The organism is Geodermatophilus dictyosporus (assembly GCF_900115505.1).
In the GTDB taxonomy this organism is placed as follows: Bacteria; Actinomycetota; Actinomycetes; order Mycobacteriales; family Geodermatophilaceae; genus Geodermatophilus; species Geodermatophilus dictyosporus.
Genome location: NZ_FOWQ01000007.1, coordinates 132,948 through 150,473 on the forward strand (window position 1 = coordinate 132,948; position 17,526 = coordinate 150,473).

Genomic DNA, 17,526 nt, shown 5'->3' on the forward strand with positions numbered 1-17,526 from the left:
CCCTGCTCACGTCTGCCCTGCCGCTCCCCGTGGTCGTCGTCAACGCAGCTCCAGGGCGGTCTGGCCGATGCGGATCGGCTGGCCCGGGGCCACGAGCAGCGGGCCCTGCACCCGCTGCTGGTCGAGGTAGGTGCCGTTGGTGGAACCGAGGTCCTCGACGTACCACTGTCCCCCACGGTTGGTCAGCCGCGCGTGCCGGGAGCTGGCGAAGTCGTCGGTGAGGACGAGCGTGGAGTCGTCGGCCCGGCCGATGAGGATCGGCTGCTCGCCGAGGGTGATCTTGGTGCCGGACAGCGGCCCGGCGGTGACCACCAGGGTGCGCGGGCCGCGCCCGCGCTTCTTGCCCGGTGCGGCGGCGCGCGGCGGCACCGAGGCCACCCGCCCGGCGCGCCCGCCGAACAGGTCGGCGCGGACCACCCGGAACGCAGCGAAGATGAACAGCCACAGCAGCAGCAGGAACCCGAAGCGGAAGACCTGCAGGACGATCTCGGCGGTCACGGGCGACCCCCGCTGCTGGTGCTCATCCGTGAGCGCGCGGACTCGCTCACGTGCCGTCCTGCCGGTAGACCAGGACCGAGTGGCCGATGCGGATCACGTCGCCGTCGGCCAGCGCCTGCCGGGTGATCTTGCGGCCGTTGACCAGCGTGCCGTTGGTGGAGCCGAGGTCCTCGGCGAAGGCGGTGCCGCTGTCGAGGACGACGTCGACGTGCTTGCGGCTGACGCCGGTGTCGGGCAGCCGGATGTCGGCCTCGGTGCCGCGGCCGATGACGTTGCGGCCGGTGGTCAGCTCGTGGCGGGTGCCCGGCCCGTCGACGACGAGCACGTGCGTCACCCCCGGCTTGCTGCCCGCCCGCCCCACGACCGACGGGTGCTGCCGGCCGGTGTCGGTGGGGATCCGGCCGCGCAGCGGCGGCAGCGGGGGGACGGCGCCCGAGCCGGTCATCGGCGGGGCGGGCGGCGGGGCGAGCGGTGACGAGGGCGGGGCGTCGCCCCGGGTGCCCGGCCGCGCCGGGTCGGCCACGTGCGAGCTGACCTCGAACACGCCGGTGGGGAGCTCGTCGTCGCGCTCGAGGCGGACCTGCACCTCGCCGAAGACCTGCCAGCCCTCGTCGTCGATGTGCTCGGAGACCATGTCGGCGAGCTGGGCGGCCAGCTGCTCGGACCACTCGGCGAGGTTCTCGTAGTCGGTGCGGCCGAGCCGGACGTCGTAGACGTTGGGCGCCAGCACCCGGCCCTCGCCGAGCACCGAGCGCTGCTCGTCGGCCTCCCGCTGGAGTGCCTTGGCGATCTCGGCCGGGTGGACCTTGCCCTTGAAGATGCGGGCGAAGGCGAAGCCGACCATGCCCTCGAGTCGTCGCTCGAAGCGCTGCAGCACGCCCACAGTCGCTCCTCCACGCTCGCCCGGTCGGTGGTCCTCCGGGTGATCGTAGCCGGGTGACGGGTGCCCGTCCGGCCAGCAACGCCCGACGTCCCGAGCCGCGCCGGGCCCGCCCGCCCACCCGGTCGGGCGACCCCGCCGACGCCCGCTCCACCCCTCCGCGGGGCCGCGCCGGCGGGCTGCTAGTGTCGTCCCTCGCCAGGGCAAGTGGCGGAATGGCAGACGCGCACGGTTCAGGTCCGTGTGTCCGAGAGGACGTGGGGGTTCAACTCCCCCCTTGCCCACCCACACCTGAGACGCGGCCCCCGGGGACACCCGGGGGCCGTTCGCGTTCCCGGGTGGTCCGCGGGTCCCTCGTGGGACGGCCGTGGCGCGGCGGGCTGGTGCTCGGGACGCTGGACGACGCCCCCGGGGACCGGCCGGCCCCCGCCGACGAGGCGGGGCGCACCCGGCGGCTGGGACGTCGCCCTCGCCGTCTGCACCTCCCTCGCCGCCTGCACCGCCGAGGCCCTCGCCGGCGGGGGACGAGTGCTCAGGCGGTGTCGGCGCTCTCCTGGATGAAGGCCGCGGAGTCGTAGTACGTGCGGACGCCGGTGACCATCTCGTTGTCGGAGCCGTCGCTCTCGATGACGGTGACGCCGGTGTAGCTGAACGGCTTGCCGTTGCGGAGGGTCCCGCGCGACTCCCACTCCAGCGCAGCGGTCCTCTCGCCCACGGTGCTGGAGGTGAACGTCGTCTCCAGCTCGCCGAAGACGTGCCGGTAGTCCTCCCAGAACCGCTTGGCGCCGTCCCGGCCGCGCGCCTCGTGGGTCTGGTTGAGCTTGACCAGCTCGGCGTCCTCCGAGGTCAGGTCGACCATCGGCTGGGCGTCGCTCTCGGCGTCGAGGTGGTGGAGGGCGGCGGTGAAGCGTTCGGTGAGGTCGTGCACGGGGTCCTCCGGGGCTCTCGGTTGCTGTCGCCGGAGCCACTACCCGGCTGCCGCGGACGACACCCGCCCGGATCAGGCGGGCAGCTGCCCCCGCTCGTCGCGGGAGCGGCGCTCGCCGACCGTGCGGGCGAGCAGGACGACGCCCCACGGGCCGATCACCCAGACCGGCCACGGGTACTGCAGGTCGCCGGTGGCCAGCACCGACACCAGCCAGATGCCGACGACGAGCACCGCGGTGGTCGCCCACCCCGTCCACGCGGTGCGCAGGTCGCGGTCCCAGGCGCCGTGCCACGCCCCGGCGTACACGGCCCGGGTGACGGGGGAGCGCTCCGGCCGGGTGCGGACCGGCTGCGGGACCGGGCGCGGCAGGTCGGCGGTGAGCCCGGCCAGCTCGCCGTAGGTCCGGGCGGCGTGCGCCCGGGCCGCACGGTCCTCGTACTCGGCCAGGGTCAGCCGGCCGTCGGCCAGCGAGGCGTCCAGGCGGATGACGACGGCGGCGCGGTCGGCGTCGGCGGCGAGCAGGTGCGGCTCGGGCATCTCGGGCTCCTCGTCAGGCGGTGTGCCCGAGTCTTTCCCGCCCCCCGGCCGGTGACCATTGACAGACGTCACGGATCGGCCGTGGGTCCTGCACGGTCAGCCGTCGGCCGGCCTCACCCGTTCGCGGGCGTGGCCTCCTTCGCCAGGTGCTTGCCGATGACCATGCGCTGGATCTGGTTGGTGCCCTCGAAGATCTGCATGACCTTCGCCTCGCGCATGTAGCGCTCGGCGGGGTGGTCGCGGGTGTAGCCGGCGCCGCCGAGCACCTGGACGGCGTCGGTGGTCACCTTCATGGCCGCGTCGGTGGACACGAGCTTGGCGATGCTGGCCTGCCGCGAGTAGGGGAGGCCGGCGTCCTTGCGGCGGGCCGCGACCAGGTAGGTGGCCCGGGCGGACTCCACGGCGGCGGCCATGTCGGCGAGCAGGAAGGCCACGCCCTGGTGGTCGACGATCCGCCGTCCGAAGGCCTCGCGCTCGAGGGCGTATGCGACGGCGACGTCGAGCGCGGACTGCGCCAGGCCGACGGCGACGGCGCTGACGCCCAGGCGCCCGGAGTCCAGCGCGGACAGCGCGATGGCCAGGCCGCGGCCGGGCTCGCCGACCATCCGCCCCGCCGGGACGGCGACGTCGTCGAGGCGCATCGCCGCGGTGGTCGAGCCGGTGAGGCCCATCTTCTGCTCGGGCGGGGCGGCGCCGAACCCGGCGAGGTCGGGCGTGAGGTGGAAGCAGGAGATCGCGCGGTCGCCGTCGTCGGGGGTGCGCAGGAAGGTCGAGTAGAAGTCGGCGTGCCCGCCGTGGGTCACCCACGCCTTCTCGCCGGAGGCCACCCAGCCCGCGCCGTCGCGGACGGCGCGGGAGCGCATCGCGGCGGGGTCGGAGCCGGCGTGCGACTCGGAGAGGCAGTAGGCGCCCAGCAGCCGGCCGCCGACCATCTCGGGCAGCCACTGCTCGCGCTGCTCCGTGGTGCCGAACCGGTCGACCGGCCCGCAGGCCAGCGTGTGCACGCTGATGCCCAGCGCGACGCTGGCCCAGCGCATCGCCAGCTCCTCCACCACCTGCAGGTAGACGGCGTAGGGCTGGCCGCCGCCGCCGACGTCCTCGCCGAAGGGCAGGCCGAGCAGGCCGACCTCGCCGAGCTTGGCGAACACCTCCCGCGGGAAGCGCTCCTCCCGCTCGTACTCCGCCGCCCGCGGCGCCAGCTCGGCGTCGGCCAGGTCGCGGGTGAGCGCGATCAGGTCGTGCGCCTCCTGGGTGGGCAGCTCTCGGTCGACGGCCACGGGGTCCCCCTCGTCGCGGGCGGGTCGGCAGTACCGGAGACGGTACCGCAGTACTGTTCAGCGTCCAGGGGAGTACCGAGCGACCGGGAGGTGCGGTGACGACGACGGACACCGGGGAGCGGCGGCTGACCGCCCGCCAGGCCCAGCTGCTCGACCAGCTCGAGGAGCTGTTCCTCGCCGAGGGCTTCGCCGGGTTCACCCTCGAGGACCTCGCCGTCCGGCTGCACTGCTCGAAGACGACGCTCTACGCGCTCGCCGACAGCAAGGAGCAGCTCGCCGTCCGGGTGGTGCGGCACTTCTTCCGGCGGGCCACCGCGGCCGTGGAGGCGCGGACCGCGGGGGAGGGCGACCCGGCGCGGCGGGTGACCGCCTACCTGGAGGCGGTGGCGCGGGCGCTGACCCCGGCGTCGCGGGCCTTCCACCGCGATCTGGAAGGCTTCCCGCCGGGGCGGGCGGTCTACGAGCACAACACCGCCGTGGCCGCGGAGCGGGTGAGCGCGCTGATCGCCGACGGCGTGGCCGCGGGCCGCTTCCGCGAGGTGCACCCGGCGCTGGTGGCCGACACGGTGACCACGCTGATGCTGCGCATCGGCCGTGGGGACACCGCGCGGGCCACCGGCCTCGACGACGCCGCCGCCTACCGGGAGCTGGCGGCGCTGCTGCTGCGCGGCATCAGCCGCTGAGACCTCGGCCGCACCCGTAACGATCGGGCGCGACCGGACATGTGGGGGTGTGATCGCGATGCGCGGGCAGCCGCCGCCCACGACCGAGCCCGTGTCCCCCGCGCACCGCGTCGAGGCGGCCTACCGCGACCTCGGCACCGCCGTGCTCGGGTACGCCCTGCGGCGGGCGGCCTGTACGAAACCTACCGCCTGAGGACCGTCACCGCAGGACGTATCCGCAGGTCAGTCCGCTGTCCACAGATGCGGGGTGCGTGTTGACGCCACGACCAGCACCGGGACACCGGCCGCGCCGCGGCGGCCACACCTCGTCCGCACCGTGCTGCGCCACGGCGAGGACCCGCTGGGCCGACCGAGGCGGGGTGCTGAGCGGCGCGCGGTGTGGTGGGCTGCCGGGCATGAGCGTCCCGCCGATGACCGCCTGGCCGCCCACCGAGCCGACGGAGGTCGAGCTGGTCAGCGGGGACGCCCGGCTCGCCGTCGACCTGCGCGGCGGCGGGCTGCGCGCGCTCACCGTCGGCGACTGGGCCGTCCTCGACGGCTACCCGCCCGGCACGGTGCCCGTCGGGCGCCGCGGGGGCGTGCTGCTGCCCTGGCCCAACCGGCTGCGCGACGGGCGGTGGAGCTGGGAGGGGCAGCAGCTGCAGCTCGACACCGCCGGCCCGGGCAAGCCCGCCGCGCACGGGCTGGTCACCTGGCAGCAGTGGTCGGTGCTGGCCCGCCACTCCGACGCGCTCACCGTGGGCACCGTCGTCGAGGCGCGGCCGGGCTACCCCTTCCGCCTCGCGGCCGCCGTCGACACGCACCTGACCGGGACGGGGCTCACGGTCACCGTCCGGGTCCGCAACGCCGGCGACCGCCCGGCGCCCTTCGGCGCCGGCACGCACCCCTACCTGTCGGTGGGCGCCACGGCCGACGGCGGCATCGGCGACGCCGAGCTGACCGTCCCCGCCCGCACCGCGCTCGACCTCGACGGCGGCCTGCCCACCGGCACCCGCCGGCCCTTCGACGGGGCGGTCGGCCGGATCGGCGACCGGGCCCTGGACGACGCCGTCACCGACCTCGACCGCGACGGCGACGGCTGGGCCCGCGTCCTCCTCCGCGGCAGCGCGGGGACCCTCGAGCTCGCCGTCGACGCCGCGTGGCCGTGGCTGCAGGTCTACAGCGGCGAGACGCTGCCCGAGGGTCAGCGCCGCCGCAGCCTCGCCGTCGAGCCGATGACCTGCCCGCCCAACGCGCTGGCCGACGGCGTCGACCTCGTCGTCCTCGACCCGGGGGAGACCTGGTCGGGCACGTGGACCCTCACCTGGACGGGAGCCTGACGTGCGGGTGCAGGAGCTGTGGCGCTACCCGGTCAAGTCGCTGCAGGGCGAGCGGCTCGACCGCGTCGACGTCGGCCCGGAGGGGCTGACCGGCGACCGGCGGTGGGCGCTGTTCGACCGCTCGAGCGGCTACGGCCTGACCGCCCGCCGGGTGCCCGACCTGCTCTTCGCCGCCGCCCGGCTGCGCGCCGACGGCGGCGTGGAGGTGGTGCTGCCCGACGGCACGGTGACCACCGACGACGGCGTCCTCTCCGACTGGCTGGGCCGGCCGGTGACGCTGCGCGCCTCGGAGGCCGACCGCGGGCCGCGGCACTACGAGGCCCCCGACGACGACGAGGACGTCTGGGACGCCTTCGAGGGTGCCTCGGGCGCGTTCCACGACAGCTCGCGCATCCGGGTCTCGCTGGTCTCCACCGGCACCCTCGGCACCTGGGACCGGCGGCGGTTCCGCGCCAACGTGCTGCTCGACGGGGCCGGCGAGGACGGCCTGGTGGGCAGCACCGTGCGGCTGGGCAGCGCCGTGCTCGACGTGCTCAAGCCGGTCAGCCGCTGCGTGATGGTCACCCGGCCCCAGCCCGGCGGGATCGGCCGCGACACCGGGATCCTCAAGACCATCCACCGCGAGCGCGGCAGCGTGCTGGCCGTCGGTGCGCTCGTCCCGGTGCCGGGCACGGTGGCGGTGGGCGACGAGCTCGTGCCGGCCTGAGGATGGACGCCGTGCGCACCGTCGAGCTCCGTCCCGGTGAGGACTCCATCCGCCTCGGCCAGCTGCTCAAGCTGGTCGACGCCGTCCCCACCGGCGCGCAGGTGAAGGACGTGCTGGTCACCGGCGCGGTGCGGGTCAACGGCGAGCCCGAGGACCGCCGCGGCCGGCAGGTCCGACGCGGCGACGTCGTCGCGATCGAGGGCGCCGAGGACGTGCGCGTCGCGTGAGTTCCACGTGGAACCCCGTGCTGCCCCGGTGGCCGGACGACGCGCCGCCGGGCCCCGACTTCGCCGGCATCCGCGCCGAGTTCGACGTCCCGGAGGACTTCCCGCCCGAGGCGCTCGCCGAGGCCGCGCGCCCGCCGGTGCTCCCCGACGAAGACGCCACCGACGTCGAGCTGGTGACCGTGGACCCGCCCGGCAGCCGCGACCTCGACCAGGCCGTGCACCTGCAGCGTGACGGCGACGGCTGGCTGGTCCGCTACGCGATCGCCGACGTCGGTGCGGTGGCCCGGCCGGGCGGCGCGCTCGACACCGAGGCCCGCCGCCGCGGCCAGACCCTCTACAGCCCCGACCGGCGCACGCCGCTCTACCCGCCGGAGCTCAGCGAGGGCGCCGCCAGCCTGCTGGCCGGCCAGGAGCGGGCCGCGGTGCTGTGGACCGTCCGGCTCGACGCCGACGGCAGCGTGCGCGCGGTCGACGTGCGCCGCGCCCGCGTCCGCAGCCGTGCGCAGCTGGCCTACCCCGACGTCCAGGCCCGCGCCGACGCCGGCACCCTGCCGGAGCCGATCGCGCTGCTGCCCGAGCTCGGCCGGCTGCTCGAGCGGGCCGCCGCCGCCCGCGGCGCGATCGAGCTGGGCACCCCCGAGCAGCAGGTGGTGCGGACCGAGGCCGGCGGCTGGACGCTGGTCGCCCGCAGCGACCTGCCTGTCGAGCGGTGGAACGCGCAGGTCTCGCTGCTCACCGGCCGGGTCGCGGCGGGGCTGATGCTCGGGGCCGGGGTGGGCCTGCTGCGCACGCTGCCGCCGGCCCGGCCCGAGGACGTCGCCCGGCTGCGCCGGCTGGCCCCCGCGCTCGGCGTCGAGTGGTCGGCCGGCGCCGGCGCCGGGGAGGTGCTCGCCGGCCTCGACGGCGCCGACCCGCGGCACGCGGCCTTCCGCGAGGAGGCGGCGACCCTGCTCCGCGGCGCGGCCTACACCGCGTTCGACGGCACCCCGCCCGAGCAGACCGGGCACGCCGGCGTCGGCGCGCCCTACGCCCACGTCACCGCGCCGCTGCGCCGGCTGGTCGACCGGTTCGCCACCGAGGTGTGCCTGGCGCTGGCCGACGGCCGCGAGCCCGACCCCGCCGTCCGCGCCGCGCTGCCGGACCTGCCGGCGGCCATGGCCGCCTCCGACCGGCGCACCCGCGCCGTGGAGCGGGCCGCCGTCGACGCCACGGAGGCCTGGCTGCTGGCCGGCCGCACCGGAGAGGAGTTCGACGCGGTGGTGGTGGACGTGGAGGACGATCGGGGCACCGTCGTGATCGCCGAGCCGGCCATCCGCGCCCGCTGCGGCGGGACCGGCCTGGAGCCCGGCTCCCGGGTGCGGGTGCGGCTGGTCGAGGCCGACGTCGCCCGGCGGTCGGTGCGGTTCACGGTGGTGGGGGACTGATGCGCGAGCCGTACCTGGCCGGCAGGCTGCAGGGCTTCGGGACGACGGTGTTCGCCGAGATGAGCGCGCTCGCGGTGTCCACCGGGTCGATCAACCTCGGGCAGGGCTTCCCCGACACCCCCGGCCCGGCCGAGGTCCTCGACGTCGCCCGGGCCGCCATCGGCACCCCCGCCGACCAGTACCCGCCCGGCCCCGGGACGCCGGAGCTGCGGGCCGCCGTCGCCGCGCACCTCGAGCGCTTCCGCGGCCTGACCTACGACCCCGACACCGAGGTGCTCGTCACCGCCGGTGCCACCGAGGCGCTCACCGCCGCGCTGCTGGCGCTCGTCGAGCCCGGCGACGAGGTGGTGCTGCTCGAGCCGATGTACGACAGCTACGCGGCCGCGGTGGCCATGGCCGGCGGCGTCGTCCGCCCGGTGCCGCTCACCCCGCCGCCGCCGGGCACCGACGGCGGGCACTGGACGTTCGACCCCGCCGACCTCCGCGCCGCGGTCACCCCGCGCGCCCGGCTGCTGCTGCTCAACTCCCCGCACAACCCCACCGGCACCGTCCTCGACCGCGCCGAGCTCGCCGAGGTGGCCGGGGTGGCGCTCGAGGCCGGGCTGCTGGTGCTCACCGACGAGGTCTACGAGCACCTGGTCTTCGGCGGCGCCGAGCACGTCTCGGCGGCCACGCTGCCGGGCATGCGCGAGCGCACGCTGGTGGTCGGTAGCGGCGGCAAGACCTTCAACACGACCGGCTGGAAGATCGGCTGGATCTGCGGCCCGGCGCCGCTGGTGGCCGCCGTCCGCACCGCCAAGCAGTTCCTCACCTACGTCAACGGCGGGCCGTTCCAGCCGGCGATCGTCGCCGGGCTCGCGCTGCCCGACGCCTTCTTCACCGGCATCGCGGCCGACCTCGAGCGGCGGCGGGACGTGCTGGTGGCGGGCCTGCGGGAGGCGGGGCTGCCGACTATCGGCCCGCAGGCGACCTACTTCGCCACGGTCGACGTCCGCGACGTGCGTCCCGACGGCGACGGGCTGGCGTTCTGCCGCGAGCTGCCCGCGCGGGCCGGGGTGGTCGCCGTCCCCTCGGGGGTCTTCTACACGCGCGAGCACGCCGACCTGGGCCGCTCGCTGGTCCGCTTCGCCTTCTGCAAGCGCGACGAGGTGCTGACCGAGGCGGTTGCCCGGCTGGGGAGGATGTCGTCATGAGGTCCGTACCGGGAGGTCGCCCGTGAGGTTCGCCGTGGTCCAGCACGACATCGTCTGGGAGGACCGCGAGGCCAACTACGCCCGGCTGGCGCCGCAGGTGGCCCGGGCGGCCGCGGCCGGGGCGGAGTTCGTGCTGCTCAGCGAGACGTTCTCCACCGGCTTCTCCATGACGCCGGGCATCGGCGAGCCCCAGGACGGCCCGTCGGCGCGGTTCCTGTGCGAGCAGGCCGCCGAGCACGGCGTGTGGGTGGCCGGCAGCTGCCCGGAGGTCGCCCCCGGCGAGCGGCTGCCGTACAACTCGCTGGTGCTCGCCGCCCCCGACGGCGCGGTGCACCGCTACCGCAAGCTGCACCCGTTCACCCACGGCGGCGAGGCCGAGCGCTACCTGGCCGGTGACGCGCCGGTCAGCCTGACCGTCGGCGGCCTGCGGGTCACCCCGTTCGTCTGCTACGACCTGCGCTTCGGCGACGTGTTCTGGACGGCGGCCCCGACCACCGACGTCTACCTCGTGACGGCGAACTGGCCGGCCGGCCGCCGGCACCACTGGACGACGCTCCTGCGGGCGCGGGCCATCGAGAACCAGGCCTACGTGGTCGCCTGCAACCGCGTCGGCACCGGCGGCGACGGCATCGAGCACGCCGGCGACAGCCAGGTGATCAGCCCCATGGGCGAGGTCCTGGCCGGCGCCGCGGGCAGCGAGACCCTGGTGCTCGCCGACGTCGACGCCGCCGAGGTCGCCGCCACCCGTGAGCGCTTCGCCTTCCTCGCCGACCGCCGCGGCCAGGGGGTCACCGAGGCGGCGCCGGCGTCTGGTCGACGACGATCTGCTCGCGCTGCACCTGCTCGGTGACCCGCTCCTGGCCCTCGACCAGCTCCGTGCGCAGCCGCACCCGCTCGACCGGCACCACCTCGACGCCCACGACCGGGCGCTCGGCGTGCAGCACGACCTCCTCCGGCAGGCCGGCGCCGACCCCGGCGCCGACCGGAGTGCCGGCGGGAGCGCCGCCCGGGACGGGCGCGCCGGTGCCCGCGGGGGCCAGCGACTCACCGGGGACGTCGGGCGCGTCGAGGGGCACGTGCTCGACCCGGATCTCCTCGCGGCGGATCGGCACGGTCACCTGCACCTCCTCGGTGACCACGTACTTGACCAGCCGGACGCGGGTCGTGGCCACCGGCTCGGTGCCCACCCGCAGCTGCTCCTCGCTGCGCACCATCGACCCGTCGGACGCCTGCCGGGGCGGTCCGTCCGGGGCTCCGGTCCCGGCCGCGACCCCCGCCGCGGCCGGCGCGACGGCCGGCGCGACGGCCTGCGGTGCGGTCTGCGGCGGCACGGCGGCGGGTGCGCCGCCGGTCGCACCCACGGGGGCCACGCGCTGCGTCGGCGCGGCGGGTGCCGTCGCCCCGGTGTCCTGCGCGGCGGGCGGGCCGTCGGCCGGCCCGGCGCCCGCGGGGGCCAGGCCGGTGCCACCGGGCGACCAGGTGCCGGTGCCCAGGGCGGCCGCGGCGGCGTCCGGGCCGGGGCCGCCGGGGACCGGTGCGGTCAGGCCGTAGTGCTGCCGCAGCTGCGCCTCCTCGTCGGGACCCAGGTGGTCCCCGCGCAGGTGGGGTGCGGAGCGGACCGCCTCCTTGCCCACCGGCACGCGCAGCACCCCGTCGGTGAAGGTGGCCTGCGTCGCGGGCACGATCGAGTGGCGGGTGCCGAACAGTCCGGTGGCGACCGCCACCCAGGTGGGCGCGCCGGTCCGGTCGTCGACGAAGAAGCTCTCGACGGTGCCGATCTTCTCGCCGTCCGGACCCTGCGCGGTGCTGCCGATGGCTGCCGACAGGTCTCGCTCGCTCAACACGGTGCTCGCCTCCTCGGAACGCCCGCTCTGGCGTCGCTCGGGCGGGACAGTGCCCGCTCTGACGTGCCCCGACACCCGTCCGGCCCCTACGGTCGGTGACGGCACCCCCGGTCGGAGGAGGACGTCGTGGCGAGCGGACAGCTCGAGGTGGAGCGCAAGTTCGAGGCGGGGCCGGACGTCGTCCTGCCCGACCTCACCGGCGTCGGCGGGGTCGCCGCGGTGGGGGACGTCGTCACCCACGACCTCGACGCCACGTACTGGGACACCCCCGACCTCCGCCTGGCCCGCTCCCGGGTCACGCTGCGCCGCCGCACCGGCGGCACCGACGCGGGCTGGCACCTCAAGCTGCCCACCGCCGCCGCGGGCTCGCGCCGGGAGGTGCACGCCCCGCTCGGCGTCCGGCGCACGCAGGTGCCGCGGGCGGTGACCGAGCCCGTCACCGCCGTCCTGCGCGGCGTGCGGCCGGGGCCGGTGGCCACCCTGCGGACCACCCGGCAGGTGACGCCGCTGCTCGACGACGGCGGCCGGGTGCTGGCCGAGGTCGCCGCCGACACCGTCACCGGCACCGCCCTGGCCGCCGAGGACGGCGGGGCCGCGACGACCACGACGTGGCGGGAGGTGGAGGTCGAGCTGGTCGAGGGCGACGAGGCGCTGCTCGACGCGGTCACCGCCGCCCTGGCCGACGCGGGCATCCGGCCCTCCGACGTCCCGTCGAAGCTCTCCCGCGTCCTGGCTGACCGGCTCGCCGCCCTGACCCCCGCGCCGGTGCGGCCGCCCGCCCCGGCGGCGGAGGACGGCGGGAGGAAGAAGAAGGGCGGGAAGGGGAAGAAGGGGAGGAGGCGCGACCCGGACGGGCCGACGGCGGCCGACGTCGTCCTCGCCGCGCTGCGCACCCAGACCCGGGCGCTGCAGACCGCCGACATCGGCGTGCGCACCGGCGACCCGGAGGGCGTCCACGACCTGCGCGTGGCCTGCCGGCGGCTGCGCAGCATCCTGGCCGCGTTCCGGCCGGTCCTCGACCGCACCGCCACCGACCCGGTCCGCGAGGAGCTGCGGTGGATCGGTGCCCAGCTCTCGGGGGCCCGGGACGGCGAGGTGGCCCTCGAGCACCTCAGGGCCGTCGTCGCCGACCAGCCGGTCGAGCTCGTCCGAGGCCCGGTGGCCGCGCGGCTGCGCTCCACCGAGGTGGCCGACGTGGAGCGCGGTCGCAAGGCCGCGACCCGGGCGCTGTCGGACCGCCGCCACCTCGCGCTGCTGGACTCCCTCGACGCGCTGCTCACCGACCCGCCGCTGGCGGGGGCCGCCGGCGAGCCCGCGCGGGCGGTGCTCACCGACGCGATCAGGCGCGCCGGCAAGCGCCTGACCGCGCGCACCGACGAGGCCCGCGAGCGCGAGGCGGTCGACCCCGGTGCCCACCAGGAGGACACCGAGCACGCCCTGCACGAGGCCCGCAAGGCCGCCAAGCGGGTCCGCTACACCGCCGAGGTCGCCGCACCGGTCCTCGGGGCGCCTGCCGAGGCGCTGGTCACCTGCACGAAGCAGGTGCAGGACGTGCTCGGCGAGGCCCAGGACACCGTGGTCACCCGCGCCTGGTGCCTGCGCCTGGCCACCGCCGCCGTGGGCGCCGGGGAGGACACCTTCACCTACGGCCGGCTGCACGGCCTCGAGGAGGCCCGCGCCGAGCACGCCGACCAGGCGTTCTGGGCGCTCGAGCCGGGCCTGCGCGCCGCCGTCCGGGCCGCCGTGAAGGCCTGAGCCGGGAACACCCCGGCGCGCCCGCTCGTCTCCCGTCCGGGCGCCCCGGCCCCCTGATCCGAGAACGAGGTCCTCCCACTGTCCCTGATCGGTCTGCTGGGGTTCGCGACGGTCGTCCTGGTGGCGGTGTCCCTGCTGCACGGCTACCTGTGGTGGCGGCTGGTCCGCAGCACCACCCGCCCGGGACGGCTGCGCCGCCGTCTCACCTGGCTCACCCTCCTCCTGGCGCTGCTGCCCGCCGTCGCGGTGCTGACGCGGCGGGACCTGTCGCTCTCGGCACAGGCCCCGCTGGCCTGGCTGGGGTTCACCTGGCTCGGCATCGCCTTCTACGCCTTCCTCGCCCTGCTGGCACTGGAACCGGTGCGCCTGGCGCTGCGCCTGCTCGACCGCCGGCGGGCACCCGCCCGTGAGCCCGTACCCGTCGGTGGCCCGGCCCCGGAGCCGCCTCCCGGGCCGGCTCCTGAGCGGGCGCCCGACGCTCCGGTGGACCCGTCCCGGCGGCTGTTCCTCGCCCGCTCCCTCGCGGCCACGGCCGGGGTGGCGGCCCTGGGCACCGCCGGCACCGGTGTGTACCTGGCCAACTCCGCGCCCGTCGTCCGGCGGGTGCCGGTCACCCTGCCGCGGCTGGACCCGGCCCTCGACGGGCTGCGCGTCGTCACCTTCTCCGACGGCCACCTGTCGGCCACCTACGGCGGACGGCGCTTCGAGCGGCTGATCGAGATCGTCAACGCCCAGCGCCCCGACGTCGTGGCGATCGTCGGCGACCTGGTCGACGGCGAGGTCGACGAGCTGCGCGAGGAGGTCGCTCCGCTCGCCGACCTGGTCAGCGAGCAGGGCGTCTACTTCGTCACCGGCAACCACGAGTACTTCGTCGACACCCGCGCCTGGCTGCGCCACCTGCCCACCCTCGGGGTCGAGGTGCTGCGCAACGAGCGGGTGCAGGTCACCCGCGGCGGGGCGTCGTTCGACCTGGCCGGCATCGACGACCGGACGGCCGCGCGCTCCGGCGTCCCCGGGCACGGCGCCGACCTCGACGCGGCGCTCGACGGCCGCGACGACGCCACCCCGGTGGTGCTGCTGGCCCACCAGCCGGTGCAGGTGGCGCAGGCCGCCGCCGCCGGCGTGGACCTGCAGCTGTCCGGGCACACGCACGGCGGGCAGCTGTGGCCCTTCGACTACGCGATCCGGCTCGACCAGCCCGCCGTGGAGGGGCTGTCCCGGCACGGCGACACCCAGCTCTACGTCACCTCCGGCGCCGGTTACTGGGGCCCGCCGATGCGGATCGGGGCCCGCCCGGAGGTCACCGTCGTCGAGCTCCGCGCCCCGACCGGGTGAGCGCGACAGACGTCTCATACGACATGACGTCCGCAGACGTCTACCTGCCCCTAGGGTGGGGGACGTGACGGCGGCGACGGCAGGACCGAAGTACCTCTCGGTCCGGGAGCACCTCCGGCGCCGGGTCGCGGCGATGCCGGAGGGCGCGCTGCTGCCGCCGGAGCCCACGCTGTGCGCCGAGTACGGCGTCAGCCGGATCACCCTGCGCCGCGCCGTCGACGGCCTGGTCGCCGACGGCCACCTGGTGCGCGAGCAGGGCCGCGGCACCTACGTCACCCGCCCGGCGATCCGGCACGAGTACCGCGAGAGCTTCGTGCACCGCATCGCCGGGTGGAGCTCGGTGATGGCCGAGCAGGGCGCCCAGGTGGGCACGACGGTGCTGCAGCAGCGCGTCGTCCCGGCGTCGGCGCCCGTGGCCGCCGAGCTGGCCCTCGACGTGGCCTCCGACGTCGTGGAGCTCGAGCGGCTGCGCAGCGTCGACGGTGCGCCCAACCACGTCGCGCACAGCTTCCTGCCCGCCGCGCGCTACCCGCGCGCCGCCGAGGAGGACTTCACCGAGGGCTCCCTCTACGACTTCCTCCGCCGCGAGTACGGCGCCGACCTCGCCCACGCGCGGATCGTCGTCGACGTCGGCACCGCCGCCCCGGACGAGGCCGACCTGCTGCGCATCGCCGCGGGCTCGCCGCTGCTGGTCGTGCGCACCACGGTCCGCGACAACGCCGGGCACCCGCTGGTGCACAGCTTCTCCCGGCTGCGCCCCGACGTGAGCCAGGTCGAGTTCGAGGTCTCCGTCACCGGCCGCTGAGCGCGGGCTGCAGGTCGAGCACCATCCGCACGAAGGCGGCCCGCTCCACCGCGTGGGCCAGGAGCTCGTCGGTGACCGGTCCGCCCAGGTGGTCCAGCGGCAGGCTGGTGCAGGGGTACCGGATCAGCGCGGCGGCCACCACGGCCCGGAGCAGCCGGTCGACCGGCACCTCGAGCCCCTCGGCGGCCAGCCCCTCCGCGTAGGCGCGGACGGCGGCGTCCAGCAGCCCGGGCACCTCGCCGGGAGCGGCGCTGCCCTCCTCGGCGCGGCCGAAGACCAGCGGGACGACGTCGAAGCCCGCCGGCGCAGGCGTGGACGTGCCCCAGTCGACCAGCACGAACGTCCCCGGCCCGGCCGCCGGGCGCAGCAGGTTCATCGGGGTGGCGTCCCCGTGCGCGGGCAGCTCCGGGACGCTCCCGAGCTCCGCGACCAGGGCGGGGACGCGGCCGGCCAGGTCGGCCAGGTCGGTCCGCAGCGCGGCGACCTCGGCCAGCCGCATCGCCGGGTGGGACCAGGTGTCGTCGGCGGCCAGCAGCGGCAGCGCGTGGCCGCCCAGCCGGTGGGCGACGTAGTTGCCGAGGAACGAGTCGGCGGGCACGACCAGGCGCGGCTCGCACCGGCGGCGCACCGCGGCCCGGCCCAGCAGCCTCGCCGCGCGCCGCACGTCGTCGGCCGTCCAGGGCTCCCCGGTCAGCGCGACGTCCTCCAGCCACAGGGTGACCCGGTCGCCGGGGCCCTCGGCGACGTGCACGAGGTCCGGCATCCGCAGGCCCGGCGGCAGGTGGCCCGCCGTCGCGGAGGCGTAGACGTCGGCCTCGATCCGCCACGGGACCAGCGAGTCGATGAGCTCCCGCGCCGGCGGCGGCACCTCCGGCGGCAGGCCCTCCCGGGCGCGCTGCAGCTCCTTGGCCACCAGCCGCAGCGTCACCGGCCCGTCCGCGTCGCGAGCGGTGACCGCCACCCGGGTGAGCGCGCGGGTGGTCGGGGCGGAGATGCGGTGCCGGACCGGCGTGCACGCGACGTCCTCGACGCCGAGGCCGGGCCGGCCGGTCCAGCGGCGCAGGCCGGGCAGCAGGCCGGCGACGGTGGTGCCGCCGGGGAGGCCGGTCACCGGGGACGGCGCCGGACGGGGAGAGGTCGTCATGGCGGGCTCCGTGGGAGAATGGTCAAGCCGCTTGTCTACCCGGGGAGATGGTGGGGCACCGTGTCCGATCCCGTCAACGGGGAACCGCTCGTCGTCGTGCTGCTCGAGCACGCGATGCACCGGGTCCGCGCCGAGCTCTACGCCCTGAGCGACGCGTCGTTCCCGGGTCTGCGGACGCGGCACTACCGGCTGCTGTCCCTCCTCCCGCCGGGGGGCGAGCGGCTGACCCGGCTGACCGCGGCCAGCGGGCTGACCAAGCAGGCGCTGGCCCAGGCGCTGGCCCCGCTGCAGGCCGGCGGCTACGTCGAGGTCGTGCCCGACCCCTCCGACCGGCGGGCCCGGCTGGTGCGGCTCACCGACCGCGGCCGGGAGGCCACCGCCGCGGTCCGCCACCGGCTGGCGGCGGTCGAGCGGGAGTGGGCCGCGCAGGTGGGGGAGGAGCGCTACGCCGTGGCCCGGGCCGTCCTCACCGACCTCGCGCCGGGGCCGGTTACGGTCGGGGAGTGACCACGGCCAGCGGCAGTCGGGAGGTGGCCGCCCCGCGCGGCCGCGTGTGGCGGGCGCTGGCCGTGCTCGAGCCCTACTGCGCGGTCTGCGACGTCTCCTACGTCGTCGACGGCGCGGCGGCGGGCCCGGGCACCCGGTTCGTCTGCGTGCCCGGCCGGCTCGGCGAGGACGAGCAGCCCCGTGACGGGGCGCCGCGCGGGGAGATCGTCGAGTGGGAGCCCGAGCGGGTCGTGGCGACGCGGCTGCAGCTCACGCCCGAGACCTGGACGACCCGCATCGAGCTCGCCGACGGCGCCGCGGGCGGCACGCTGGTCACCATCACGCTGACCCACGAGCCGCGCCGGGTCCGGCTGGCCGACCGGCTCTCCCGCACGTCGATGCAGCGGGTGGTGCAGCGCACCGTCGACGGCGAGCTGGACAAGCTCCCGGCGCACGTCGAGCAGGTCGCCGCCGACTGACGGTGG

The 17,526-nt window shown here is 76.7% G+C and carries 19 protein-coding genes and 1 tRNA gene; 13 read left to right on the top strand and 7 right to left on the bottom strand.

Annotated elements, in window-relative coordinates; genetic code table 11:
• Positions 1-39 precede the first annotated feature (39 nt).
• Positions 40-498, bottom strand: coding sequence for an FHA domain-containing protein FhaB/FipA (locus BMZ33_RS16685; RefSeq protein WP_091113133.1), 459 nt, complete (start codon positions 496-498; stop codon positions 40-42).
• Between the two features lie 46 nt (positions 499-544).
• Positions 545-1,381 carry an FHA domain-containing protein gene (locus BMZ33_RS16690; protein WP_091113136.1) on the bottom strand — a complete coding sequence of 279 codons (837 nt, stop codon included), beginning with the start codon at positions 1,379-1,381 and terminating at the stop codon, positions 545-547.
• A gap of 198 nt (positions 1,382-1,579) precedes the next feature.
• Between BMZ33_RS16690 and BMZ33_RS16695 the strand changes: the two genes are divergently transcribed.
• Positions 1,580-1,662 (top strand) — tRNA-Leu (locus BMZ33_RS16695).
• Between the two features lie 248 nt (positions 1,663-1,910).
• On the opposite strand, the gene BMZ33_RS16700 is transcribed toward BMZ33_RS16695, so the two are convergent.
• The 3 genes from BMZ33_RS16700 to BMZ33_RS16710 all read right to left on the bottom strand — a co-directional run bounded on the left by BMZ33_RS16700 (position 1,911) and on the right by BMZ33_RS16710 (position 4,120).
• Positions 1,911-2,306, bottom strand: a complete 396-nt coding sequence (locus tag BMZ33_RS16700; protein ID WP_091113139.1) for a nuclear transport factor 2 family protein — start codon at positions 2,304-2,306, stop codon at positions 1,911-1,913.
• Between the two features lie 72 nt (positions 2,307-2,378).
• On the bottom strand, positions 2,379-2,843 hold the full coding sequence (locus tag BMZ33_RS16705; RefSeq protein ID WP_091113141.1) for a DUF1707 SHOCT-like domain-containing protein: 465 nt from the start codon (positions 2,841-2,843) through the stop codon (positions 2,379-2,381).
• Positions 2,844-2,956: 113 nt separating this feature from the next.
• On the bottom strand, positions 2,957-4,120 hold the full coding sequence (locus BMZ33_RS16710) for an acyl-CoA dehydrogenase family protein (RefSeq protein ID WP_091113144.1): 1,164 nt from the start codon (positions 4,118-4,120) through the stop codon (positions 2,957-2,959).
• A 95-nt stretch (positions 4,121-4,215) separates the two neighbouring features.
• Between BMZ33_RS16710 and BMZ33_RS16715 the strand changes: the two genes are divergently transcribed.
• From BMZ33_RS16715 to BMZ33_RS16745, 7 genes are all read left to right on the top strand, one after another.
• Positions 4,216-4,803 carry a TetR/AcrR family transcriptional regulator gene (locus BMZ33_RS16715; RefSeq protein ID WP_091113148.1) on the top strand — a complete coding sequence of 196 codons (588 nt, stop codon included), beginning with the start codon at positions 4,216-4,218 and terminating at the stop codon, positions 4,801-4,803.
• A gap of 395 nt (positions 4,804-5,198) precedes the next feature.
• Positions 5,199-6,122, top strand: coding sequence for an aldose epimerase family protein (locus BMZ33_RS16720; RefSeq protein ID WP_091113152.1), 924 nt, complete (start codon positions 5,199-5,201; stop codon positions 6,120-6,122).
• A 1-nt stretch (position 6,123) separates the two neighbouring features.
• Positions 6,124-6,828 (top strand): MOSC domain-containing protein, encoded by a 705-nt coding sequence (locus tag BMZ33_RS16725; protein WP_091113155.1) that lies wholly within the window; start codon positions 6,124-6,126, stop codon positions 6,826-6,828.
• Between the two features lie 2 nt (positions 6,829-6,830).
• Entirely contained in the window at positions 6,831-7,055 is a 225-nt protein-coding gene (locus tag BMZ33_RS16730) for an RNA-binding S4 domain-containing protein (protein WP_091113160.1), read from the top strand.
• Positions 7,052-8,479, top strand: coding sequence for an RNB domain-containing ribonuclease (locus BMZ33_RS16735; RefSeq protein WP_169064464.1), 1,428 nt, complete (start codon positions 7,052-7,054; stop codon positions 8,477-8,479). The genes BMZ33_RS16730 and BMZ33_RS16735 overlap by 4 nt, the downstream gene beginning before the upstream one ends.
• Positions 8,479-9,672: a pyridoxal phosphate-dependent aminotransferase gene (locus BMZ33_RS16740; protein ID WP_091113164.1), complete on the top strand. Its 1,194-nt coding sequence runs from the start codon at positions 8,479-8,481 to the stop codon at positions 9,670-9,672. Before BMZ33_RS16735 ends, BMZ33_RS16740 begins: the two co-directional genes overlap by 1 nt.
• Positions 9,673-9,694: 22 nt before the next feature.
• Positions 9,695-10,522, top strand: a complete 828-nt coding sequence (locus tag BMZ33_RS16745; RefSeq protein WP_091113167.1) for a nitrilase-related carbon-nitrogen hydrolase — start codon at positions 9,695-9,697, stop codon at positions 10,520-10,522.
• Here the strand turns inward: BMZ33_RS16745 and BMZ33_RS16750 are convergent.
• Complete coding sequence (locus BMZ33_RS16750; RefSeq protein ID WP_091113171.1) at positions 10,461-11,516, bottom strand: DUF2382 domain-containing protein; 1,056 nt, start codon at positions 11,514-11,516, stop codon at positions 10,461-10,463. The two genes, BMZ33_RS16745 and BMZ33_RS16750, sit on opposite strands and share 62 nt — an antisense overlap.
• 126 nt (positions 11,517-11,642) lie before the next feature.
• Here BMZ33_RS16750 and BMZ33_RS16755 point away from each other — a divergent pair, with 126 nt between their 5' ends.
• The 3 genes from BMZ33_RS16755 (at position 11,643) to BMZ33_RS16765 (ending at position 15,411) form a co-directional block, all read left to right on the top strand.
• On the top strand, positions 11,643-13,271 hold the full coding sequence (locus BMZ33_RS16755; protein ID WP_091113175.1) for a CYTH and CHAD domain-containing protein: 1,629 nt from the start codon (positions 11,643-11,645) through the stop codon (positions 13,269-13,271).
• Between the two features lie 120 nt (positions 13,272-13,391).
• A complete protein-coding gene (locus BMZ33_RS16760) occupies positions 13,392-14,606 on the top strand; it encodes a metallophosphoesterase (RefSeq protein WP_169064466.1) in 1,215 nt (404 codons plus the stop codon).
• A 64-nt stretch (positions 14,607-14,670) separates the two neighbouring features.
• Positions 14,671-15,411, top strand: coding sequence for a GntR family transcriptional regulator (locus tag BMZ33_RS16765; protein ID WP_091113179.1), 741 nt, complete (start codon positions 14,671-14,673; stop codon positions 15,409-15,411).
• Here BMZ33_RS16765 and BMZ33_RS16770 read toward each other — a convergent pair.
• Complete coding sequence (locus BMZ33_RS16770; RefSeq protein WP_136697329.1) at positions 15,398-16,555, bottom strand: phosphotransferase; 1,158 nt, start codon at positions 16,553-16,555, stop codon at positions 15,398-15,400. The genes BMZ33_RS16765 and BMZ33_RS16770 overlap by 14 nt on opposite strands.
• A gap of 60 nt (positions 16,556-16,615) precedes the next feature.
• On the opposite strand from BMZ33_RS16770, the gene BMZ33_RS16775 reads away from it, so the two are divergent.
• Together BMZ33_RS16775 and BMZ33_RS16780 are read left to right on the top strand one after the other, a co-directional pair.
• Positions 16,616-17,062 carry a MarR family winged helix-turn-helix transcriptional regulator gene (locus BMZ33_RS16775; protein WP_169064467.1) on the top strand — a complete coding sequence of 149 codons (447 nt, stop codon included), beginning with the start codon at positions 16,616-16,618 and terminating at the stop codon, positions 17,060-17,062.
• Complete coding sequence (locus BMZ33_RS16780; RefSeq protein ID WP_091113189.1) at positions 17,059-17,520, top strand: SRPBCC family protein; 462 nt, start codon at positions 17,059-17,061, stop codon at positions 17,518-17,520. The genes BMZ33_RS16775 and BMZ33_RS16780 overlap by 4 nt, the downstream gene beginning before the upstream one ends.
• Positions 17,521-17,526 lie beyond the last annotated feature (6 nt).

Bases quoted from the DNA above. Each gene is read 5' to 3' on its own strand.
- BMZ33_RS16705 (WP_091113141.1), bottom strand. From the start codon at position 2,843: ATGCCCGAGCCGCACCTGCTCGCCGCCGACGCCGACCGCGCCGCCGTC.
- BMZ33_RS16720 (WP_091113152.1), top strand. From the start codon at position 5,199: ATGAGCGTCCCGCCGATGACCGCCTGGCCGCCCACCGAGCCGACGGAG.
- BMZ33_RS16730 (WP_091113160.1), top strand. From the start codon at position 6,831: ATGGACGCCGTGCGCACCGTCGAGCTCCGTCCCGGTGAGGACTCCATC.
- BMZ33_RS16740 (WP_091113164.1), top strand. From the start codon at position 8,479: ATGCGCGAGCCGTACCTGGCCGGCAGGCTGCAGGGCTTCGGGACGACG.
- BMZ33_RS16770 (WP_136697329.1), bottom strand. From the start codon at position 16,555: ATGACGACCTCTCCCCGTCCGGCGCCGTCCCCGGTGACCGGCCTCCCC.